Here is a 17,893-nt window from a genome sequence, read left to right on the forward strand (position 1 = left end):
CATTACCACGCGATACGTTTTCCGTCGTAGTTAATAAACTCCCCTGAATGGTTTACGGAACTGTGTTCAATAACTTCAAATAACCCTTTGGCTGATGTTGTTGTATCGATAAGCGCATTAGGCCCGCCCATCTCTGTTTGTACCCAGCCAGGATGTAAAGCAATTACCGTAAACCCCTCGTCACGAAGATCATTACTTAAACTTTTTACTACAGAATTAAGTGCTGCTTTTGATGATCGATAAATATAACCACCACCTGAAGTATTTTCTGCCATGCTGCCAACTTTTGAAGACATGCAGGCTATTTTTTTTGTAGTCCCATTTTTGAGTAATGGGTACAAGCTTTCTATTAACTTTAAGGGTGCAATCGTATTTATTTCAAATACACGACGCCATTCTTCAACATCTGTCTGACCAAAGCCGTAGCCTTTTGGGCCATAATAACCAGCATTATTTATCACAAGATCGAGGCTTGGTAATTGAGTGGCTAGCTGATTAAGCTGCTCATAGTTGGTTACGTCTAATGAGTGAATAATGAGATCTGCATTACCACTAGCAAGATCTTTCAGATCTAATGCTGTATCAAGTGATCTCGAGGTAGCATGAACTAACCAACCTTGCGATAAGTACTGTTTCACTAACCCTAGCCCAATGCCCCGATTAGCTCCTGTTATCAATACACTTTTTTTCATCGCCTCCCCCTAACTCGTCAACAATAAATACTATTAGTTATCAATCCAATATACCGATTGAACATGTATAAACAACCTTGAGAGAGGATAAAAGCAAAAAAACACCTTATTGATAATAATTATCAATTGCATTTGGTTTTTGTGTTTGTTATAACGTTGAGGAATATATGTTACTTTCTTTATAGGGATAAAAAGGATGAACTTTCATCAAAAGCGACGATTACGATACGTAACAAATACTGTACTGCTATCTATTGGCCTGTTGATGAGTACAGTCAGCCATGCTAATGACAAATTTAAAGTAATAACAACATTTACAATCATTGCTGACATGGCAAAAAATGTCGCTGGTGACGCTGCTATTGTTGAATCCATTACTAAACCCAATGCGGAAATTCATAATTATCAAGTAACACCTGGTGATCTTAAACGGGCACAAGGTGCTGATTTAATTCTTTATAACGGTTTAAACTTAGAGCTTTGGTTTAATAAGTTTTTCAAAAACCTCCACGATGTTCCTTCTGTAACGGTAACTGAAAATATCACGCCGTTAAGTATTACTCAGGGTCCTTATAACGGTAAACCCAATCCTCATGCTTGGATGTCACCTGAAAACGGTATTATTTATGTAGAAAATATTCGCCAAGCACTGGTTAAGCATGATCCTAAAAATGCAGATATTTATAATAAAAACGCTCAACAATATACCCAAGAAATTAAGCAAACAATTGCACCTATTCGTAATCAGATTAATACCATACCGGTAGATAAGCGTTGGCTTGTTACGAGTGAAGGGGCTTTTAGTTATCTTGCTCGTGATTTTGGACTAAAAGAACTGTATTTATGGCCTATTAATGCTGATGCCCAAGGAACGCCTCAACAAGTTCGTCAACTTATCGATGCTGTTCGTCAACATCAAATTCATGCGGTTTTCAGTGAAAGTACTGTTTCAGCAAAACCGGCTCAACAAGTCGCACGAGAAACAGGCGCTAACTATGCAGGCGTGCTTTATGTTGACTCGTTGAGTGCTAATAACGGTCCTGTTCCTACCTATCTAGCGCTAATTAAAGTGACCTCTCAAACCATCGCTAAAGGGCTGAGTTTATAATGATAGGATTAGATATAAACAATATTACGGTGACATACCGTAACGGACATACCGCTCTGCACAATGCGACATTTAGCGTTCCTCAAGGTTCTATCGCAGCCCTAGTCGGGATGAATGGCAGCGGGAAGTCCACGCTTTTTAAAGCCATTATGGGATTTGTATCCACCAGCCAAGGTAGTGTGAAAATCCTTAATAATACAGTCAAAAACGCGCTAAAAAGTAATGTGGTCGCCTATGTTCCGCAAAGTGAAGATATAGACTGGAACTTCCCTGTTCTGGTTGAAGATGTCGTCATGATGGGTCGTTATGGTTACATGAATATGTTGCGTATCCCAAAAAAAATAGATCATGAAAAAGTGAATATCGCTCTCGAACGGGTCAATATGACTAACTTTCGTAAACGTCAAATCGGAGAACTTTCTGGTGGGCAACGTAAACGGGTATTTCTTGCTCGTGCACTCGCGCAAGAAAGTCAGGTGATATTACTCGATGAGCCCTTTACAGGCGTTGATGTTCAAACAGAAGATCAAATCATGGCATTGTTACGTGAGCTTCGTGATGAAGGCAAAGTCATGCTTGTCTCCACCCATAATCTTGGCAGTATTCCTGACTTTTGTGACCGCACAATTTTAATTAATAAAACCATTTTGGCATCAGGAGAAACAACCGAGATTTTCACACCGGAAAATTTAAAGCTCGCATTCGGTGGTGTATTACGACACTTCATTTTATCAGGGAAAGATCTTCACGAAGACGACGATAGCCGTAAATTATCGGTTATTTCCGATCATGAGCGTCCTGTTGTTATGTATGGTGAGAACGGTGAACAGCAATCTCGCTCCCTTTCCCGTCAGCAATAAAAGGAGTGATAATCGTGGACCAATTACTTGAGCCGTTTTTATATAGCTATATGCTCAACGCCATGTGGGTTAGTGCATTAATCGGTGGCGTTTGTGCTTTTCTTTCGTGTTATTTAATGCTGAAAGGCTGGTCACTGATTGGTGACGCGCTATCACATTCTATCGTACCCGGTGTTGCTGGCGCTTATATGGTAGGCCTCCCCTTTTCTTTTGGTGCCTTTTTTTCTGGCGGTTTAGCTGCTGCTGGCATGTTATTTTTAAGCCAACGCAGTAAATTAAAAGAAGACGCTGTGATTGGCTTAATTTTTACTGCTTTCTTCGGGCTCGGTTTATTTCTTGTCTCGCTCTATCCAAGCGCCGTTAATATTCAGACTATTGTAATGGGAAATATTCTCGCAATAACCCCAGTAGATACATTACAAATCGTCATCATTGGCTGCCTTTCTCTTTTAATTTTATGCGTAAAATGGCGTGATTTCATGGTTGTTTTCTTTGATGAAAACCATGCTAAAACCATTGGGTTATCGCCAACATTTTTAAAAATTGTATTTTTTAGTATTTTAAGTGCCTCTACCGTTGCCGCATTGCAAACTGTAGGCGCCTTTTTAGTTATTGCTATGGTTGTGATCCCTGGTGCAACTGCTTATTTTCTGTCTGATCGTTTCTCGATAGTCATTATCTACAGTGTAATTATTGGTGTGATCAGCGCTTTTCTTGGTGCTTACTTTAGTTATTTTATCAATGGTGCAACAGGCGGGATCATCGTGTTATTACAAACTGTTTTCTTTGCTTTAGCTTTTGTATTTGCGCCTAAATATGGTCGATTGGCAACTCATAGAAAAACAAAACAAGCGTTAAAACAAGCCCAAAACTTAAAGCAAACGAAAGGAATTCAACATGGCTAATCTATTAACGACAGTGTTATCGCCTTTTGAATTTATTTTTATGCAGCAAGCTTTTCTGATTGTTTTTTTTATCGCGATACCAACCGCATTACTATCTTGTTTTTTAATTCTCAAAGGTTGGTCTTTAATGGGTGATGCCATTTCCCATGCTGTTTTACCGGGGATTGTTATTGCTTATGTCTTATCGATTCCATTTACGATTGGTGCTTTTATCGCAGGTATGTTTTGTGCGTTAACCTCTGGGTATTTAAAAGAAAATAGCAGAATTAAAGAAGATACAATTATGGGTGTTGTATTTTCAGCTATGTTCGCGCTCGGCATTGTGATGATGACGAAAATTCACACAGATATTCACTTAGACCACATTCTATTTGGTGATCCTCTTGGTGCGAGTTGGCGTGATATTATAGAAGCAGGCGCAATTGCACTCATTGTTGGATCACTGTGTATTATTAAAGGTAAAGATTTACTCTTACTTATTTTCGATCATCAACATGCACAAGCTATTGGACTTCCGACCAAACTATTACATTACGGATTGCTTGCGCTACTCTCGTTCGCGATTGTTACTGCACTCAAAGCTGTTGGCATGATATTAGTGATTTCAATGCTGATTGCGCCGGGTGCGACAGCCTTTATGCTCACCCGCCGTTTTCAAACCATGATGGTAATAGCGGTATTCATTTCTATTATAAATTGCTTCTTAGGCGTTTATCTTAGTTTCTTTATCGATAGTGCTCCCGCACCAACGATTATCTTATTACTGACAATAAACTTTATTGCGGTGTTTACTTACCATGCAATAAAACAACGAGCCGTCGTAAAACAAACGCCCGTAAGTTTATTATAATTTCTACTACACTGTTATATTAAATAATGGCTATCAAATCTGGTAGCCATTATACCCAAGAGATCTCAGAATCATTTCACCGTTTAGCGTAGCCTTTTTCTAATTGAATGTATTAACAGTACTACATTTGTTTCGCGCGAATAATTTTTTGTTGGTGTAAAGCTGAAATAGGTAAGCGTTTAAAAGGGCTTACATTACTTCCCCCTGTATTTCCTTCAGGCACAAGACCCACAGCAGTTTTAGTTAATGCGCCAAAGACTCTTAATAACTGCCCTCTTAGCTCTTGGCTATCACCATTGCGTCGTGCCCAATACAGCATATGGCAATGGATTTTAGTATGCCAGTAAGTAGAATGTTGTCCCAAAACGTGAGCGTTTTCTAAATGACTGAACTCTAATACCACATCTTTATTACGTCTCGCTTTCCTTGCTAAAGACAATTCTTTTATTACGGCATAAGAGATATTTTGTGAAAATCGATTGAGCATAACTCTCTCCATGATGATGCTTGATATCTATCTCTGACATTAGAACACTCTAATAAATACACCAGTGTTTATCGCTTCCCTCTAGGTAATGATCACTTTTTACTTTATGGCATTTACATATTTCACCCATAAAGGCTGATTGTTTTGCTTATTGTCTCTTCGATTTAAAACTTCGAAGAGGGAATTCATATTTTTCCATTGCACTTATATAGCCGCTTCCCTCTTCCACCTGCTAAAATCACCGCACTATAAAAACAAACGAATGAGCAATGTATGCAAGGAACATTAAGTAAAATGAAGTCAACCTTAAATGATGTTGTTGACTATCATCTCCCTATCGGTGATCAACAACTGCATTTAAATCCTTTGATCGGTAAGTCACTTAAATTGACCTATACAGGTAATATCTTTTGCCAATCGTGTGGAAAAAAAACCAAGAAAAGTTACTCTCAAGGTCATTGCTTCCCTTGTATGAAAAAGTTAGCGTCATGCGATATGTGCATTATGAAACCTGAAACTTGTCACTACGACAAAGGCACATGCCGTGAGCCACAATGGGGTGAAGAAAACTGCATGGTGCCGCACTATGTTTATCTATCAAATACCTCGGGGTTAAAAGTCGGTATTACTCGACACACCCAACTACCTACACGCTGGATTGATCAAGGTGCAACACAAGCACTTGCTGTGCTTAAAGTAAAAACACGTCAAATTTCAGGTTTAGTGGAAGTGGCTATTGCTGAGCTTGTCGCAGATAAAACCAACTGGCGTGCAATGCTCAAAGGTGACAATGCTGAGATCGATTTAACAGAAAAAGCCTCAGTTTTATTACCAGAAGTAAAAGCTCGTCTTGCAGAAATCACTGCCGAATATGGTGAGGATGCGATTGAATATCTTGATAACGATATTGTTGATATTCATTTTCCTGTTGATGCCTTCCCAACCAAGATTAGCTCACACAACTTTGATAAAGAGCCTGTGGTTGAAGGCATTTTGCAAGGCATTAAAGGTCAATATCTGATCTTTGATACTGGTGTGATTAACATTCGTAAGTTCACCAGTTACGAAGTGATTGCTGAAGCATAATTAATCATAAAAGCGAAGTCGCTCGAATAAGAATAGAGTTTAAGCTTCGCTTTTATTTCTTTACTCGCCCCTGAATATAATCATATTTTCTATTTTGTATCGCGAGATCACGTAAAAAGTTCTCACCTAATACAATACCGTTACCGCCATTGATCAGCACATATTCAATTTCTTCATTAATGTCACCAAGCTTGGTTCTTAACTTTACAACTGGTAAAGATTTATCGCTTTTTTCTGGTACTTTAACTTTTTCAAGAATGGCAAATTTATATTCTTTATCAAGCAGTTTAAACTTAACCCAGTCTTTTCCATCACGCTCAAATTCAACTAAATCCTTCACACCGATGCGTGAATTTTCTGATACAGGATCAATATAAGCGGAAAAATACTGTGTTGATGATGCAAGTAGGATCCACTCATGCAGACCTAAAATAAACAACCCATCTTGTGTTTCTTTCTTTACTGATGAATTCGCTGATTTTGTACTTTTATGCGCAAGGATTAAATCGCTTGAAGTATTAAACTGAGTATCACTGGTATCAGGGAGAAAAAGATCAGAAGGCTGACTCAAAGGATCTGGGATAGAAGAAACAGGAAACTTAGATGATGTAACATGATTATCAGCCATAGATTGATAACTGGCTAACAGTAAAACAAACGCAGAGACTCGACTTACTTTATTCATCATAAGTTAACCTTTTCGTTCTTCTTTTATACCCATACCTTACAAAACATAATACTGACAAAGGGAAATAGGCAACTATTTCCCTCAAACTCATTGCATACTCATGGCTGCTTCAAACTTATTAAACTTATTTGCTAACCAATTTTCATCATACCAGCCCATGTTACGACTATGTTTAGCATCATCCCACAAACTAAAGAAATGACGTCGTGCTTCAAAGCCATCATCTAACTGGCGTTTTTCAATATAACGTTCAGCGATATGCGTATCACCACGCACATCAAATAGGTGAATGACATCGAGTTCACGGTGCTTAAAGCCGCTATCACAAGGATCAAGCAATCCTGCAACTTTAAAAGTTTCAGGATCAAATAATACATTCGCTAAATGGCAATCATCATGAACAAAAGAAGATGCTTCATGAGCAATAGGTGCTAATATTTCTCTACGACGTTCCCATAGCTCAGTATATTGATCTTTGATCTTTGAACTAAATGGCGATGCTGAACAGGAAAGGTATTTGTATACATCTTTCATCCAGTCATCGAACGCATTATTAAAATCACCATCAAACCCACCATTATTTAATTCAAAGCCCTGTGGATGATGATGTTCATGTAATGCGAGTAAAATATCAGTGTAATCTTCTCGGAATGTCTCTATAGCGAATTTATTATTGGGTAATTCATTCGCAGGCCGACCTTCGAGCCAATCTAGCACGATATAGTCATACCCCTCTTCTCGACCAAATAAATAGATCTGCGGTACAGGACAACTCACAATAGAGCGTAACTTCTGTAAACACGCAACTTCTTTACTTATTCGACCCACTTCTCGTGAAAACTTAACAACAATCTTTGCCTTCCCTGTGGCAAGAAATACAACCCAACCATAAAAGGTTTCCTGAATATCACATACATCAGCTTTTTGTCGGAACATTGCGAAAAACGATTTTTCAGCAATATTTTTTAGCTGGGCTCTATTCATATTTTGTACCTTGGATGTTATCTAGCAACTGTAACCAATAAATACCATTTAGGCATAACCAACTGGTTTTATTGGCTTTTTAATCTTTATTATGAGTTAAGAATGCAACATAACAGCCAATATGACCAGTAGATACAGTAAATAAAACTTAAAATGTTTTACTTTTGGTTACATTTAATTTTTTTCAGAGCTTTACCTCAGTACACTAGCTAAAAATTAGCGGATAAAACTCTTTTTTAGCAATAAATAAAAAGTGTGCTCTAATTCACCAAATACAAGCAAAATAAAAAATCATACAGAGAGGAATGTGATCTATAGCTTATTATTCCAAATAAGACTAATGCGAAATAGTATCAATTAATAATAACGTTATCCGGCTACCTTAAAATGTCATGATACATAATTTCTTGTGGCCCAAATAGACCTCCAAGATAACACTCACCTGTAAAAGCGAAACCAGCCGTTTCATAACAACGCTTTGCCACTGTATTTTTGCAATTGACTGTTAAATAAAGCCTTTGATAATTTGAGTAGTTTTTCGCTAAATAAGTAAATAACGCCATTAATGCTTGTTTACCAATACCCTTGCCTTGTAATTTTTGGTCTATGACAAAGGTTCGCAAACCAATACAATTTTCAGAGCAAAAATCCACATCACGAAAGTAAGCAATATCTATTTTAAAGAAACCTACAATATGGCCATCCTGCTTAATCACATGAAGATGCATTGTTGCAGATTCACTTTCTAAAAAGTCATCTGCTGTCGCGGCAAATAGGATTTGCTCATCAAATAAAGACACCGCTTTCACATCCTCTTTATCCTTCTCTGCATACCTCGAAATTACAAGCATATTAGGTCCTATCAGATGAATTTTAAGTAAGCATTATTTCGATAATAACTATACTCTAAACCGCATAAAAGTTAATCAATGTAAAATAATGCTGTTGTGATCCCAGAGCAATCTCGTCGTTTTGTTGAAGCGGCAAAGAAAGCAGGAAAAGATGTGCAGTATTGGGAGATGAATAACGTTGGTCATCATTATGGCACTCCTACACAAACAAGGAAACTTGCGAGAAAAGTTGATAATTTCTTAAGCCAATGTATTGGTGGTCGCTCAGCAGGCTAACTATTAATAATTAACGGTGTCATCTCCTTTCGGATGGCACCACGTTTTTCCTTTTTTACATTATTGTTCAAACTGATTTTCAAATAGCGACAACATAACCAAAATAAAACAAAAAACACCCAACTATTTGACATATGTTCTGTATTACTAAATTACAGATTCTTACAACTCATTATTTAACCATTTCGAATTTATCTCATTATAATCAGTGCAGTTTTTACTTGTGAGATTTCTTTATGAAACTAAAAGCGACAATGGCTGCTGCAATCATGCTTTCTACGATGGCATTTTCAACAACAGCGTCAGCTGATACATTTACATTAGGTCGTACTATTCTTCTTGAAGCTAAAAATAGTCACGCTAAGATCCCTGTACCACTTTGTCGTAATACTAAATCGATTCAGATTAAAGCTGAACGTGATGTGTTTTTAACAAAAGTCGTCTTTAAATTTCAAAATGGTTCTTCGCGCGTATTCCAGTTTCAACGCAAATTAGATAAAAACGAAAAAACAGACTGGCGTCGATTCTCTTATGAGCGCTGCGTAACAGATATTCAAGTGCATGGCCGTGCTGAAGATGGCAGCGCTGGTATTAAAGTTCTCGGTCGTCGATAAGCAAATTTATTTCAAGATAAGAGCGCTATTAATAGCGCTCTTGTTTTTTATATTTCTATAATATTGCCTGAACAACTTACATTTCACTTGGACTTAAACGATACACAAATGCGGATTGTTCAGAGCCATCGTCAAGAATAACGGTGATAACTACACGGTCATCCCCCTCGCCTTCGAAGTCATCAATACGCTTCCAATACGCTGTCAATTCATCAGATGTAAAGAGTAAGCCTTGAACACGTTCCCCTTCTGATTGCGGTACAAACGCAGGATAACCTAATGCCGCTCCTTTACCGTTTGGGTAAATAAATCCAGTTGCGCTCGCTTTTTGCCAAAAAACTTTCAAATCAGAAAGTACGTAGGCATTAGATTGTTCTGGCGCTAAAGTGCCATAAACGAATAGTGTATTAAGCACGAATGATGAATCCTCACTACAAGTCACATCTTATTAACTAAACTATAAACCTAAGGACACGACACATTTAAAGCAATAATGAAAAAGCACTAATTATTGTGATCTCGTTTAAAGTTTACATGCTAACTATCAGACTTTAGTGTAATATCCAGCCCCCGAACACACTAGATTCTCGGTGCTGTGCACCATAACGAACGATATCGAGGCGATATGCAATTACTCGAAGCCAAACTCCATAAAATTGACCGTCATAATTACCGCAGCTATACGAGTATGCGCGGTGAATACCACTTCGTTGATTTCGACTTTTATATTGATACCGTTCAATCGGATCCGTTTGCTCCGGCTTCTCGTGTACGTGCTCGTCGTGCATGGTCACTCACAGACTTAGAATGGCTACGTGAAAAATCTTCAGTCTATCAATGTGCAGCACGAGATTTTATTGCTCGCTTTTTTGCTGATTTATCACAACAAGATAATGCAGTACTTATTGATATGCCTGGACAGGTGATCCTTGACCGTACAGCAGTGGTATTTGATGACGAAGGTATCGAATTACGTTTTCGTGTAAACCTTCCGGCTGACGGTCGTACCATCATTGCTAAGCGTACAATGAATCTATTAACTTTCCACCTACCAAAAATGATCCGCCGTGCAACGATTGCACGCGAATTACCAATGGAAGAGTTAAAAGCTCATTGTGAAGCAGCAGAAGATCAAGTAGCACTACGTGCACAATTAAAAGCACATAAATTATTAGCCTTTGTTGCTGATGGAAGTATTCTTCCTCGCCTTGCTGGTAATAGTGATTTACCCCTTCCGAATGCAGTACCTTTTACAAGCCCTGATAACCTTGCAGTAGAGCTTGAAGCACCACATAAAGGTAAAATCCGTGGTATGGGTATTCCTGAAGGCATTACCTTAATTGTTGGTGGTGGTTTTCATGGTAAATCAACGCTATTAAGTGCCATTGAGCGTTCTGTTTACGATCATATCCCTGGTGATGGTCGTGAGTACGTTGTAACCAATTACAATGCCGCTAAGATACGCGCTGAAGATGGTCGTTGTGTTCATAATGTTGATCTATCGCCGTACATCAGCAACTTACCTATGGGTAAAGACACCACAGCTTTTACTAGCCAAAATGCATCAGGATCAACCTCACAAGCTTCTTGGTTACAAGAATCGATTGAAGCTGGCGCTGAAGCATTATTGATTGATGAAGATACTTCTGCATCAAACTTTATGATCCGTGATGAGCGCATGCAGGCACTGATTTGTAAAGATGATGAGCCAATTACGCCACTTGTTGACCGTATAGCTTTACTTCGCGATCAGCATGATATCTCAGTAATGCTTGTTATGGGGGGCTCAGGTGACTATTTAGATGTTGCCGATACTGTTATTCAGATGCATAACTATGAAGCAGTAGATGTAACAGATAAAGCACGTGAAGTTGTTGCTTCTCACCCTACCCGACGTAAAGCGGAAGGAACAGAAGTGATTGTTCGTCCTCGTACACGTCAAATCAACCGTAGCGCGCTACAAGCATTACTTGAAGAAGGAAAATTCCGTATTCAAGTAAAAGATAAAACATCGTTACGCTTTGGTCGTGAATACGTTGATTTGCAAGCGTTAGAACAAGTGGCTCATCCTAGTCAGTTACTTGCTATTGGCTACTTATGGTTCCAACTGGCACAACTTAAAGGTTGGGAAAAAGTCCCTGCGCGTGCATTTGCTAACATGCTACATGATAATTGGGCTGATATGATGCCTAAATATGGCGAAATGTCGAAGCCTCGCGTAATTGAGGTAATGGCTGTACTTAACCGTATGCGCAAAGCTGAATTTAAATAATAGCTATTATCTAATTATGGACAAAAAGCCTGCGGATAATGTGAGATAGACATTATCCGCAGGCTTTCTTTTTACGATTTTGCGTGGTGCGTAAAATCCGTAACAGACATCGGCCGACTAAAGTAATAACCCTGCACTAGATCAATAGAAAGGTGCTTAACTTTACTTAGCTCTTCTTCTGTTTCAACACCTTCCATAATAATAGGAAGCTTCCATGTATCTAATAGTTCGATAATTTTAGTCAGAATGTCACATGAAATAATGTCATTTTTAGATGAGATAAACATCCGATCTACTTTGATAATGTCGATAGGTAATTCATGCATTGTCAAGAAATTAGAATATCCCGTACCAAAATCATCCAACGCCCACTTAACACTGTGTGAATGTAGTAAACACATCGCTTCTTTAACATCCGCTATATAATCAAAACGTTTATCACGCTCTGTTAATTCAAACGTTAAGCGATTCTGTAAGCATGGGTTTTGCTCAATGAAATAAATTACACTGTTAACAAAGTCATTATCTAACAGCATATTAATCGTGACATTCACAGAGAAATACATATTAGGATTAATACTATCCAACAATATTTTATCTTTTGCTAATTGGCCTAATAAACCTAAAGTAACATCATTAATTTGACCAGAATCTTCTAAGATATTAATAAAACTTCCAGGAGAGAGAATCTTTTGTTTTTTATAATCCCATCTACACAGTAATTCTGCACCAACAAAACGTTCTTCTTCAATAGAATATATCCCCTGATAGAAAGGAATAAATTCTTTATTTTTAATACCTGAACGAATATCAATAGAAAAGTTATTTTGCTTTATTTGAATTTTTTTAATCGTTGAAAAAATAAACCAAATTGAAATTAAAACAGGAATAAAGGCAATAATATAAATATACAAAAAACTCGTTAATGATATTCCTGTAATAACGCTAATACTCAAACCATGCAGCGTATTCTCTGCAATAGTAAACATGGTTTTTTGATCTCCGGATAAAACAGTATGATCAATATTACTCACAACATAAGAGCTAAATAAGTTATTTGGTGTTGGTGCAATCGCTTCTTTATAGAATATCATTTGATAGAAGCCACTACCGAACTTAAACATATAGATAAAAGCAGGTGAGCCATAGATGTCTTTTTTATCTATATAAAAATATACTGCATTATTCTTAAATTCATTGACCTTATTTGAAAGATCAGTAACCACATTTTTATCAATAGTTACATCTCGATCAGAATAAATATACTTACCGTCTTTGATATAAAATATCCCTTTCAAATCCTTATTATCCACAACAATTTGTTCTAGCATCGCTTTTCGCTGAGCTTTAGGAATTTGATAATAATGACTGCGTATTACTTTTTCTTCAGGTTCATGAACTGCATTATACGTTTTATACGCAACTGATTCATTCACAGTATGACCCACAAAGAAGCAATACAGAAACGAAACGATTAAGGTTACGATCAAACTAAGCACAAGTATGATGTACCTTTTTTTTCTGGTTTTTTTTAAGGCTGACATGTAATTTTAAAATATTGTATTTATTATACAATAATACCTTAAAGGTATATTTTGCTCATAAAAAGATCCTTATCGACATGATAAGTAATACTAATGAATACATATTATGAAGCAAAATTAATCGTCTATTACGTTAAGATAGCGAATTAATCTACAATCGACTATAATACGCGACCATTTTAGCGGCAAGATGATTGCATTCATAAGCAACTGAGTTTATGAATGTAATCGGCTTTAGCCGACAGTTTAGGAACAAAGCATGTCATTCTTATCACAAGGTTTTTCTCAAGATTTAGTTAAAGCATTAACTGAGATCGGTTATGAAAAACTAACGCCAGTGCAACAAAAAGCAATCCCTCAAGCACGTCGAGGTGCTGACATTCTTGCTCTAGCACAAACAGGCACAGGCAAAACTGCCGCTTTTTCACTGCCAATTATCCAAAAATTAATTGACAAACCAAAATCAAAAAGTCGCTTTAATGTTCGTGCATTAATTCTGGCACCGACTCGTGAGTTAGCAGAGCAAATCGCTAACAACATCAATGAGTATGCAAAATATACTGACATCAACTGTACTGCTATTTTTGGTGGTAAGAAAATGTCAACACAAGAAAAACGTTTAGAGCAAGGCGTTGATATTCTTGTAGCTACACCTGGTCGTTTGATCGAGCATATGGAACTGAACAATGTTTCGCTAGCAAATCTAGAATTCTTAGTATTTGATGAAGCAGACCGTATGCTTGATATGGGCTTTATTGGCGCCATTCGCGTTATTCTTGATGATATTCGCACCAAGCCACAAACCATGTTGTTCTCAGCAACATCATCAGCACAAATGAATTCATTAGCGTCTGATATTCTTCATAAACCACAACGTATTACAGTAACACCTGAAAACAGTACTGCTGATACTATTGCTCACGTGGTTTACCCTGTTGATGAAGATCGCAAGCGTGAAATGCTGTCTGAATTAATTGGTAAAAAGAACTGGAAACAAGTGCTAGTTTTCGTTAATTACAAAGAAACAGCAAATCAACTAGTTAAAGAATTAAAACTCGACGGTATTAAAGCAGTACTTTGCCACGGTGATAAAGCACAAAGTGCTCGTCGTCGTGCATTAGAAGAGTTTAAAGAAGGTAAAGCTCGTGTAATGGTTGCAACAGAAGTTGCTGCTCGTGGTCTTGATATTCAGAACTTACCTTATGTAGTTAACTACGACATGCCTTTCCTTGCAGAAGACTATGTTCACCGCATTGGTCGTACAGGCCGTGCAGGACAAAAAGGTAATGCAATTTCTTTTGTTAGCCGTGAAGAAGAATTAACATTAGTGCAAATTGAACGCTTGATCGGTCAACGTATTCACCGTGTTCAATTAATTGGCTATGAACCCAAAAGCCGCGATGCTCTACTTGAGCGTATGCACTCAAAGCCAGCTTTCTCGCAGCGTGAAGGCCGTAAGAATAACCCTACGCAGGATCAATCTGCAGCAGAGCGTCGCGCACGTTTACGTCGTGCTATCAATATTAAAGCGACGAAGATCACAACACTTAAAAAGTAAGTTTTTACTTAGTGTTTGATTATAAATAGGGTGTTCAAAAAAGCCGAGCATATCATTATGCTCGGCTTTTCTTATTTTAGGGCAATACACGCTGCTGTGATTGAGTTGGATAGATCTGACACCAATCATTCTTCATGTCGACGACTTGCCATTTATTCTGTTTCGCCGCTTCCATCAGCGCTGGTGTAAACTTACCCTCAAACGAGTCTGCGCCATACTTCCACTCACGCTTTTCATCAGTGTGATGAATTAGCATCCCAAGACTTGTGCCTTGTTGTGACGTTGTCCATTTCAACATCGCTTTATCACCTGTCGAATTACCAATTGCTAAAATTGGACGTTTTCCGATAATCGTTTCAATATTAATCGCTTTTTGCGGTCCGTCATTGATATAAACAAGTTTATTATTTTTTTCTAATTCACCATTGCTATAGCTATAACCAAAGGTAGTACCAATGACGTTTTGCGCTGGAATATGGTATATCGCTTCACTCCAAGGCTTTACAAACGCGCTACCGGCTCCTGTAACAATGAACACATCAAATTGGTGAGCATGTAAATAATCAATCAATTCAATCATTGGCTGAAAAACAAGCGCAGTATAAGGACGTTTAAAACGTGGCGATTGATTATGTTTAAGCCAGTTAATGACATCTTCGCTATATTGCGCTGGCGTCATCCCTGATTGCGAAGTTTCCAAAATAGGCAATAACGCAGCCCAACCTTTTTTAAAAATCTCATCAGTATTGTTATTTAAAACCCAACTATATGGTGGTGTTGTTTTCCACTCAGGATGCTTCATACTTTTCTTTTTTATTTGATCAAAGGCAAATAAAAACTGAGTATAGGTTGGTTTTTCCGACCACAATGTGCCGTCATTATCAATCACAGCAATACGATCAATGGGTTTTACATAATCCTTACTACCCTCTGTAGTTACTTTTTCAACAAAACGCAATAATGCACTTCTTGGTTGGCTCTTTGCCCATAACGGCAACGAGGACGTACTCTGCTGACATTCGACACTGAAAGCTGGTAAGGTAAACAGTGATAACACTACACCCACAAGCCCTATTAATATTGCTTTATTCTTATTCACACTGATATTCCAGTTATTAAAAAGGGTAAGTCAAATAATAACTTACCCTTGTATAATTGCGAGAAATATACCTTTTAACTATAATCTGAATATGGATTGATCTTGCTTAACTCAATTGCTTGCTCAAATTCAGATAAACATAGGCTATCTTGTGTCATGGTGATTGAGTTCTCATCCATGACTGTTTCACCAAAGTGATAACGGATAGTTTCTTTGCCGTAACAAGCATCTTTATCATTAGCACATGATGTATCGGAAATAGCTTGGTTAGTCTGATAATAACGTTCCATTACATTATCACCGTATTTGGACGTTAACATCGCCAGTGTTTGCTTAGGCGATAGAACAAGACCTGAAGCATTATTTCCACCAAACCCTTTTGCATTTAAAATTACCGCTTTATAGTCTTGTCCCATTTCACCGGCAAATTGATGATCCATTAATATATTCAGATTTGAGTGATGAACATCATCTGCAATATGGTCAATGGTTTTAATTCCCGGGATCCAACCGTGCTGCCATACGCCAAGTGATGCAACTAGCTGATCACCGGCAGCCGCGCTCATTGAATGTCCAACGTAGGATTTGATTGCAGTTACAGGCCAATTATCAATGTTAAACGTTTTAGCCACTTCATTAAGAATATGGCTCTCTGTTATACGGTTTTGTGGCGTCCCTGTACCATGTGCTTGAACAAAGGTTTGCTTCACGCCTTCTTCACCCAAAATAGCTTTAGCTAGTGCTGCAGCTTTTGCAACGGTGACATAGTTACCTACACCGGGTGCTGAAATAGACTTTTTATTAGCGTCTGCATTTACGAAGACATCTGCCACTGAACCGTAAATATTAGCCCCTAGCTTAAGCGCTAGTTCATCATCCATTAGCACAACAAACTGTGCTGATTCAGCCATCGTAAACCCCGCATTGGCAGAAAATGGACGACATGCACGGCGATTATCAACCTCATCACTGTTATCAAGTGTTTTTAATTGAACATCTTCTGCCAGTGCGCCCATAACACGGAAGCCTTCCATAATTTCAGGCACCACTGGTGCTTCAGCATTACCAACAATCACTACTTTCGATTTACCATGCTGAATATCATACATACCTTGGCGGAGGTTATACAAAAATGTCGCACAAGCCCCCATGTTAGTGCCCGTAGTTCCAATGCTATTAATCACGTAACCATTGATAAAATCAGCAGGCATTTCAGCAAGTGACAATGCCATCATTTTAGAACTAACACGCCCACCAGTAAGCGGGGCTGCAAGCATACCACCAAGCGAATTATCATCAATTTGTGCCAAACCGCTACCCGCATAAACCGACACTTCATCGGGTTTGATATACTTTAGGATTTCGTCCCACTCAATACCCAATGAATTTAATGCATCTGACGCGCCATAAATAGTTAAACTAAGACCACGAGGATGAAAACGTGAGTTGTATAAAGAAGCAGGATTGAAACCAGTAGGAATATTTCCACCACTGGTAACAGGGAAAGCTACACGATCTTCAATCAATGCATCAAGATTACCATTAACCGTGATATGTACTTTGCTCCCATCCTCTACGACTTCCCAGTTATCAGGAATTTTAGTCGGCAACTTAGACTTACGTAAGGTAAAACAGATCTTATCGTTGTCCGTATTTAAATTAGCTTTGTATTGATACAGTAAATTATCAGGGTCAAAAGAGTCGATACGACGAACAAAGGTACCTGCCTTAATCGCATCAATAACTTCTGCTGTAACGTTATTATCCGTTTCTAATCCCATACGATATGCGAGATCTTGCCATGTTAATTGCATCACATCGGCTGAGAGAACATCAGCAACCATCAATTTATAGCTATGAAAGCCTGAGCTACGACCAGCAGCATTAATACCACCTAAACCTACAATTAACGGTAACTTTGCCATTTAAAATCCCTGACTGTTATTTAAACACTGTTTTAAAACAGAATAACAGTATTAGATTGTTTATCACCTTATATATATGCCAAAATAACTGACA

The 17,893-nt window shown here is 38.0% G+C and carries 18 protein-coding genes; 9 read left to right on the forward strand and 9 right to left on the reverse strand.

Annotation, left to right across the window (positions count from 1 at the left end; genetic code table 11):
* Positions 1 to 2: 2 nt before the first annotated feature.
* Positions 3 to 692: an SDR family oxidoreductase gene (locus tag I3259_RS01355; RefSeq protein WP_238027970.1), complete on the reverse strand. Its 690-nt coding sequence runs from the start codon at positions 690 to 692 to the stop codon at positions 3 to 5.
* Positions 693 to 888: 196 nt separating this feature from the next.
* On the opposite strand from I3259_RS01355, the gene I3259_RS01360 reads away from it, so the two are divergent.
* From I3259_RS01360 to I3259_RS01375, 4 genes are read left to right on the forward strand one after another with little or no spacing between them, the layout of a single operon-like run.
* Positions 889 to 1,800, forward strand: a complete 912-nt coding sequence (locus I3259_RS01360) for a metal ABC transporter substrate-binding protein (protein WP_275949772.1) — start codon at positions 889 to 891, stop codon at positions 1,798 to 1,800.
* The gene (locus I3259_RS01365; protein WP_238027971.1) at positions 1,800 to 2,660 is read left to right on the forward strand and encodes a manganese/iron ABC transporter ATP-binding protein; all 861 of its coding nucleotides are present in this window, start codon (positions 1,800 to 1,802) and stop codon (positions 2,658 to 2,660) included. The genes I3259_RS01360 and I3259_RS01365 overlap by 1 nt, the downstream gene beginning before the upstream one ends.
* A 14-nt stretch (positions 2,661 to 2,674) precedes the next feature.
* Positions 2,675 to 3,565 carry a metal ABC transporter permease gene (locus I3259_RS01370; RefSeq protein ID WP_238027972.1) on the forward strand — a complete coding sequence of 297 codons (891 nt, stop codon included), beginning with the start codon at positions 2,675 to 2,677 and terminating at the stop codon, positions 3,563 to 3,565.
* Positions 3,558 to 4,415: a metal ABC transporter permease gene (locus I3259_RS01375; RefSeq protein ID WP_238027973.1), complete on the forward strand. Its 858-nt coding sequence runs from the start codon at positions 3,558 to 3,560 to the stop codon at positions 4,413 to 4,415. The genes I3259_RS01370 and I3259_RS01375 overlap by 8 nt, the downstream gene beginning before the upstream one ends.
* Before the next feature lie 121 nt (positions 4,416 to 4,536).
* Here the strand turns inward: I3259_RS01375 and I3259_RS01380 are convergent, their stop codons facing one another.
* Positions 4,537 to 4,902 carry a DUF3703 domain-containing protein gene (locus I3259_RS01380; RefSeq protein ID WP_238027974.1) on the reverse strand — a complete coding sequence of 122 codons (366 nt, stop codon included), beginning with the start codon at positions 4,900 to 4,902 and terminating at the stop codon, positions 4,537 to 4,539.
* A gap of 273 nt (positions 4,903 to 5,175) precedes the next feature.
* On the opposite strand from I3259_RS01380, the gene I3259_RS01385 reads away from it, so the two are divergent.
* Positions 5,176 to 5,988, forward strand: coding sequence for a DUF2797 domain-containing protein (locus I3259_RS01385; RefSeq protein ID WP_238027975.1), 813 nt, complete (start codon positions 5,176 to 5,178; stop codon positions 5,986 to 5,988).
* Between the two features lie 52 nt (positions 5,989 to 6,040).
* Here the strand turns inward: I3259_RS01385 and I3259_RS01390 are convergent, their stop codons facing one another.
* The 3 genes from I3259_RS01390 to I3259_RS01400 form a co-directional block, all read right to left on the reverse strand.
* Complete coding sequence (locus I3259_RS01390; protein WP_238027976.1) at positions 6,041 to 6,676, reverse strand: RimK/LysX family protein; 636 nt, start codon at positions 6,674 to 6,676, stop codon at positions 6,041 to 6,043.
* Positions 6,677 to 6,763: 87 nt separating this feature from the next.
* Positions 6,764 to 7,660 carry a phosphotransferase gene (locus I3259_RS01395; RefSeq protein ID WP_238027977.1) on the reverse strand — a complete coding sequence of 299 codons (897 nt, stop codon included), beginning with the start codon at positions 7,658 to 7,660 and terminating at the stop codon, positions 6,764 to 6,766.
* A 377-nt stretch (positions 7,661 to 8,037) separates the two neighbouring features.
* Positions 8,038 to 8,511 carry a GNAT family N-acetyltransferase gene (locus I3259_RS01400; RefSeq protein WP_238027978.1) on the reverse strand — a complete coding sequence of 158 codons (474 nt, stop codon included), beginning with the start codon at positions 8,509 to 8,511 and terminating at the stop codon, positions 8,038 to 8,040.
* Between the two features lie 96 nt (positions 8,512 to 8,607).
* Here I3259_RS01400 and I3259_RS01405 point away from each other — a divergent pair, with 96 nt between their 5' ends.
* Together I3259_RS01405 and I3259_RS01410 are read left to right on the forward strand one after the other, a co-directional pair.
* Positions 8,608 to 8,787: a prolyl oligopeptidase family serine peptidase gene (locus I3259_RS01405; protein WP_238027979.1), complete on the forward strand. Its 180-nt coding sequence runs from the start codon at positions 8,608 to 8,610 to the stop codon at positions 8,785 to 8,787.
* Between the two features lie 236 nt (positions 8,788 to 9,023).
* Positions 9,024 to 9,401, forward strand: a complete 378-nt coding sequence (locus tag I3259_RS01410; RefSeq protein WP_005364537.1) for a DUF2541 family protein — start codon at positions 9,024 to 9,026, stop codon at positions 9,399 to 9,401.
* A 76-nt stretch (positions 9,402 to 9,477) separates the two neighbouring features.
* Here the strand turns inward: I3259_RS01410 and I3259_RS01415 are convergent, their stop codons facing one another.
* Entirely contained in the window at positions 9,478 to 9,816 is a 339-nt protein-coding gene (locus I3259_RS01415) for a gamma-glutamylcyclotransferase family protein (protein WP_238027980.1), read from the reverse strand.
* Between the two features lie 210 nt (positions 9,817 to 10,026).
* On the opposite strand from I3259_RS01415, the gene I3259_RS01420 reads away from it, so the two are divergent.
* A complete protein-coding gene (locus tag I3259_RS01420) occupies positions 10,027 to 11,673 on the forward strand; it encodes an ABC-ATPase domain-containing protein (RefSeq protein WP_238027981.1) in 1,647 nt (548 codons plus the stop codon).
* 71 nt (positions 11,674 to 11,744) lie between these two features.
* Here the strand turns inward: I3259_RS01420 and I3259_RS01425 are convergent, their stop codons facing one another.
* A complete protein-coding gene (locus I3259_RS01425) occupies positions 11,745 to 13,109 on the reverse strand; it encodes an EAL domain-containing protein (RefSeq protein WP_238027982.1) in 1,365 nt (454 codons plus the stop codon).
* A gap of 367 nt (positions 13,110 to 13,476) precedes the next feature.
* On the opposite strand from I3259_RS01425, the gene I3259_RS01430 reads away from it, so the two are divergent.
* Positions 13,477 to 14,775, forward strand: coding sequence for a DEAD/DEAH box helicase (locus I3259_RS01430; RefSeq protein ID WP_238027983.1), 1,299 nt, complete (start codon positions 13,477 to 13,479; stop codon positions 14,773 to 14,775).
* 76 nt (positions 14,776 to 14,851) lie between these two features.
* Here the strand turns inward: I3259_RS01430 and I3259_RS01435 are convergent, their stop codons facing one another.
* Together I3259_RS01435 and I3259_RS01440 are read right to left on the reverse strand one after the other, a co-directional pair.
* Positions 14,852 to 15,874 carry an HAD family hydrolase gene (locus tag I3259_RS01435; RefSeq protein ID WP_238027984.1) on the reverse strand — a complete coding sequence of 341 codons (1,023 nt, stop codon included), beginning with the start codon at positions 15,872 to 15,874 and terminating at the stop codon, positions 14,852 to 14,854.
* A 74-nt stretch (positions 15,875 to 15,948) separates the two neighbouring features.
* Positions 15,949 to 17,799, reverse strand: a complete 1,851-nt coding sequence (locus tag I3259_RS01440; protein ID WP_238027985.1) for a beta-ketoacyl synthase — start codon at positions 17,797 to 17,799, stop codon at positions 15,949 to 15,951.
* Between the last annotated feature and the right edge of the window lie 94 nt (positions 17,800 to 17,893).

The organism is Photobacterium sp. Ph5 (genome assembly GCF_022129445.1).
Taxonomy (GTDB): Bacteria; Pseudomonadota; Gammaproteobacteria; order Enterobacterales; family Vibrionaceae; genus Photobacterium.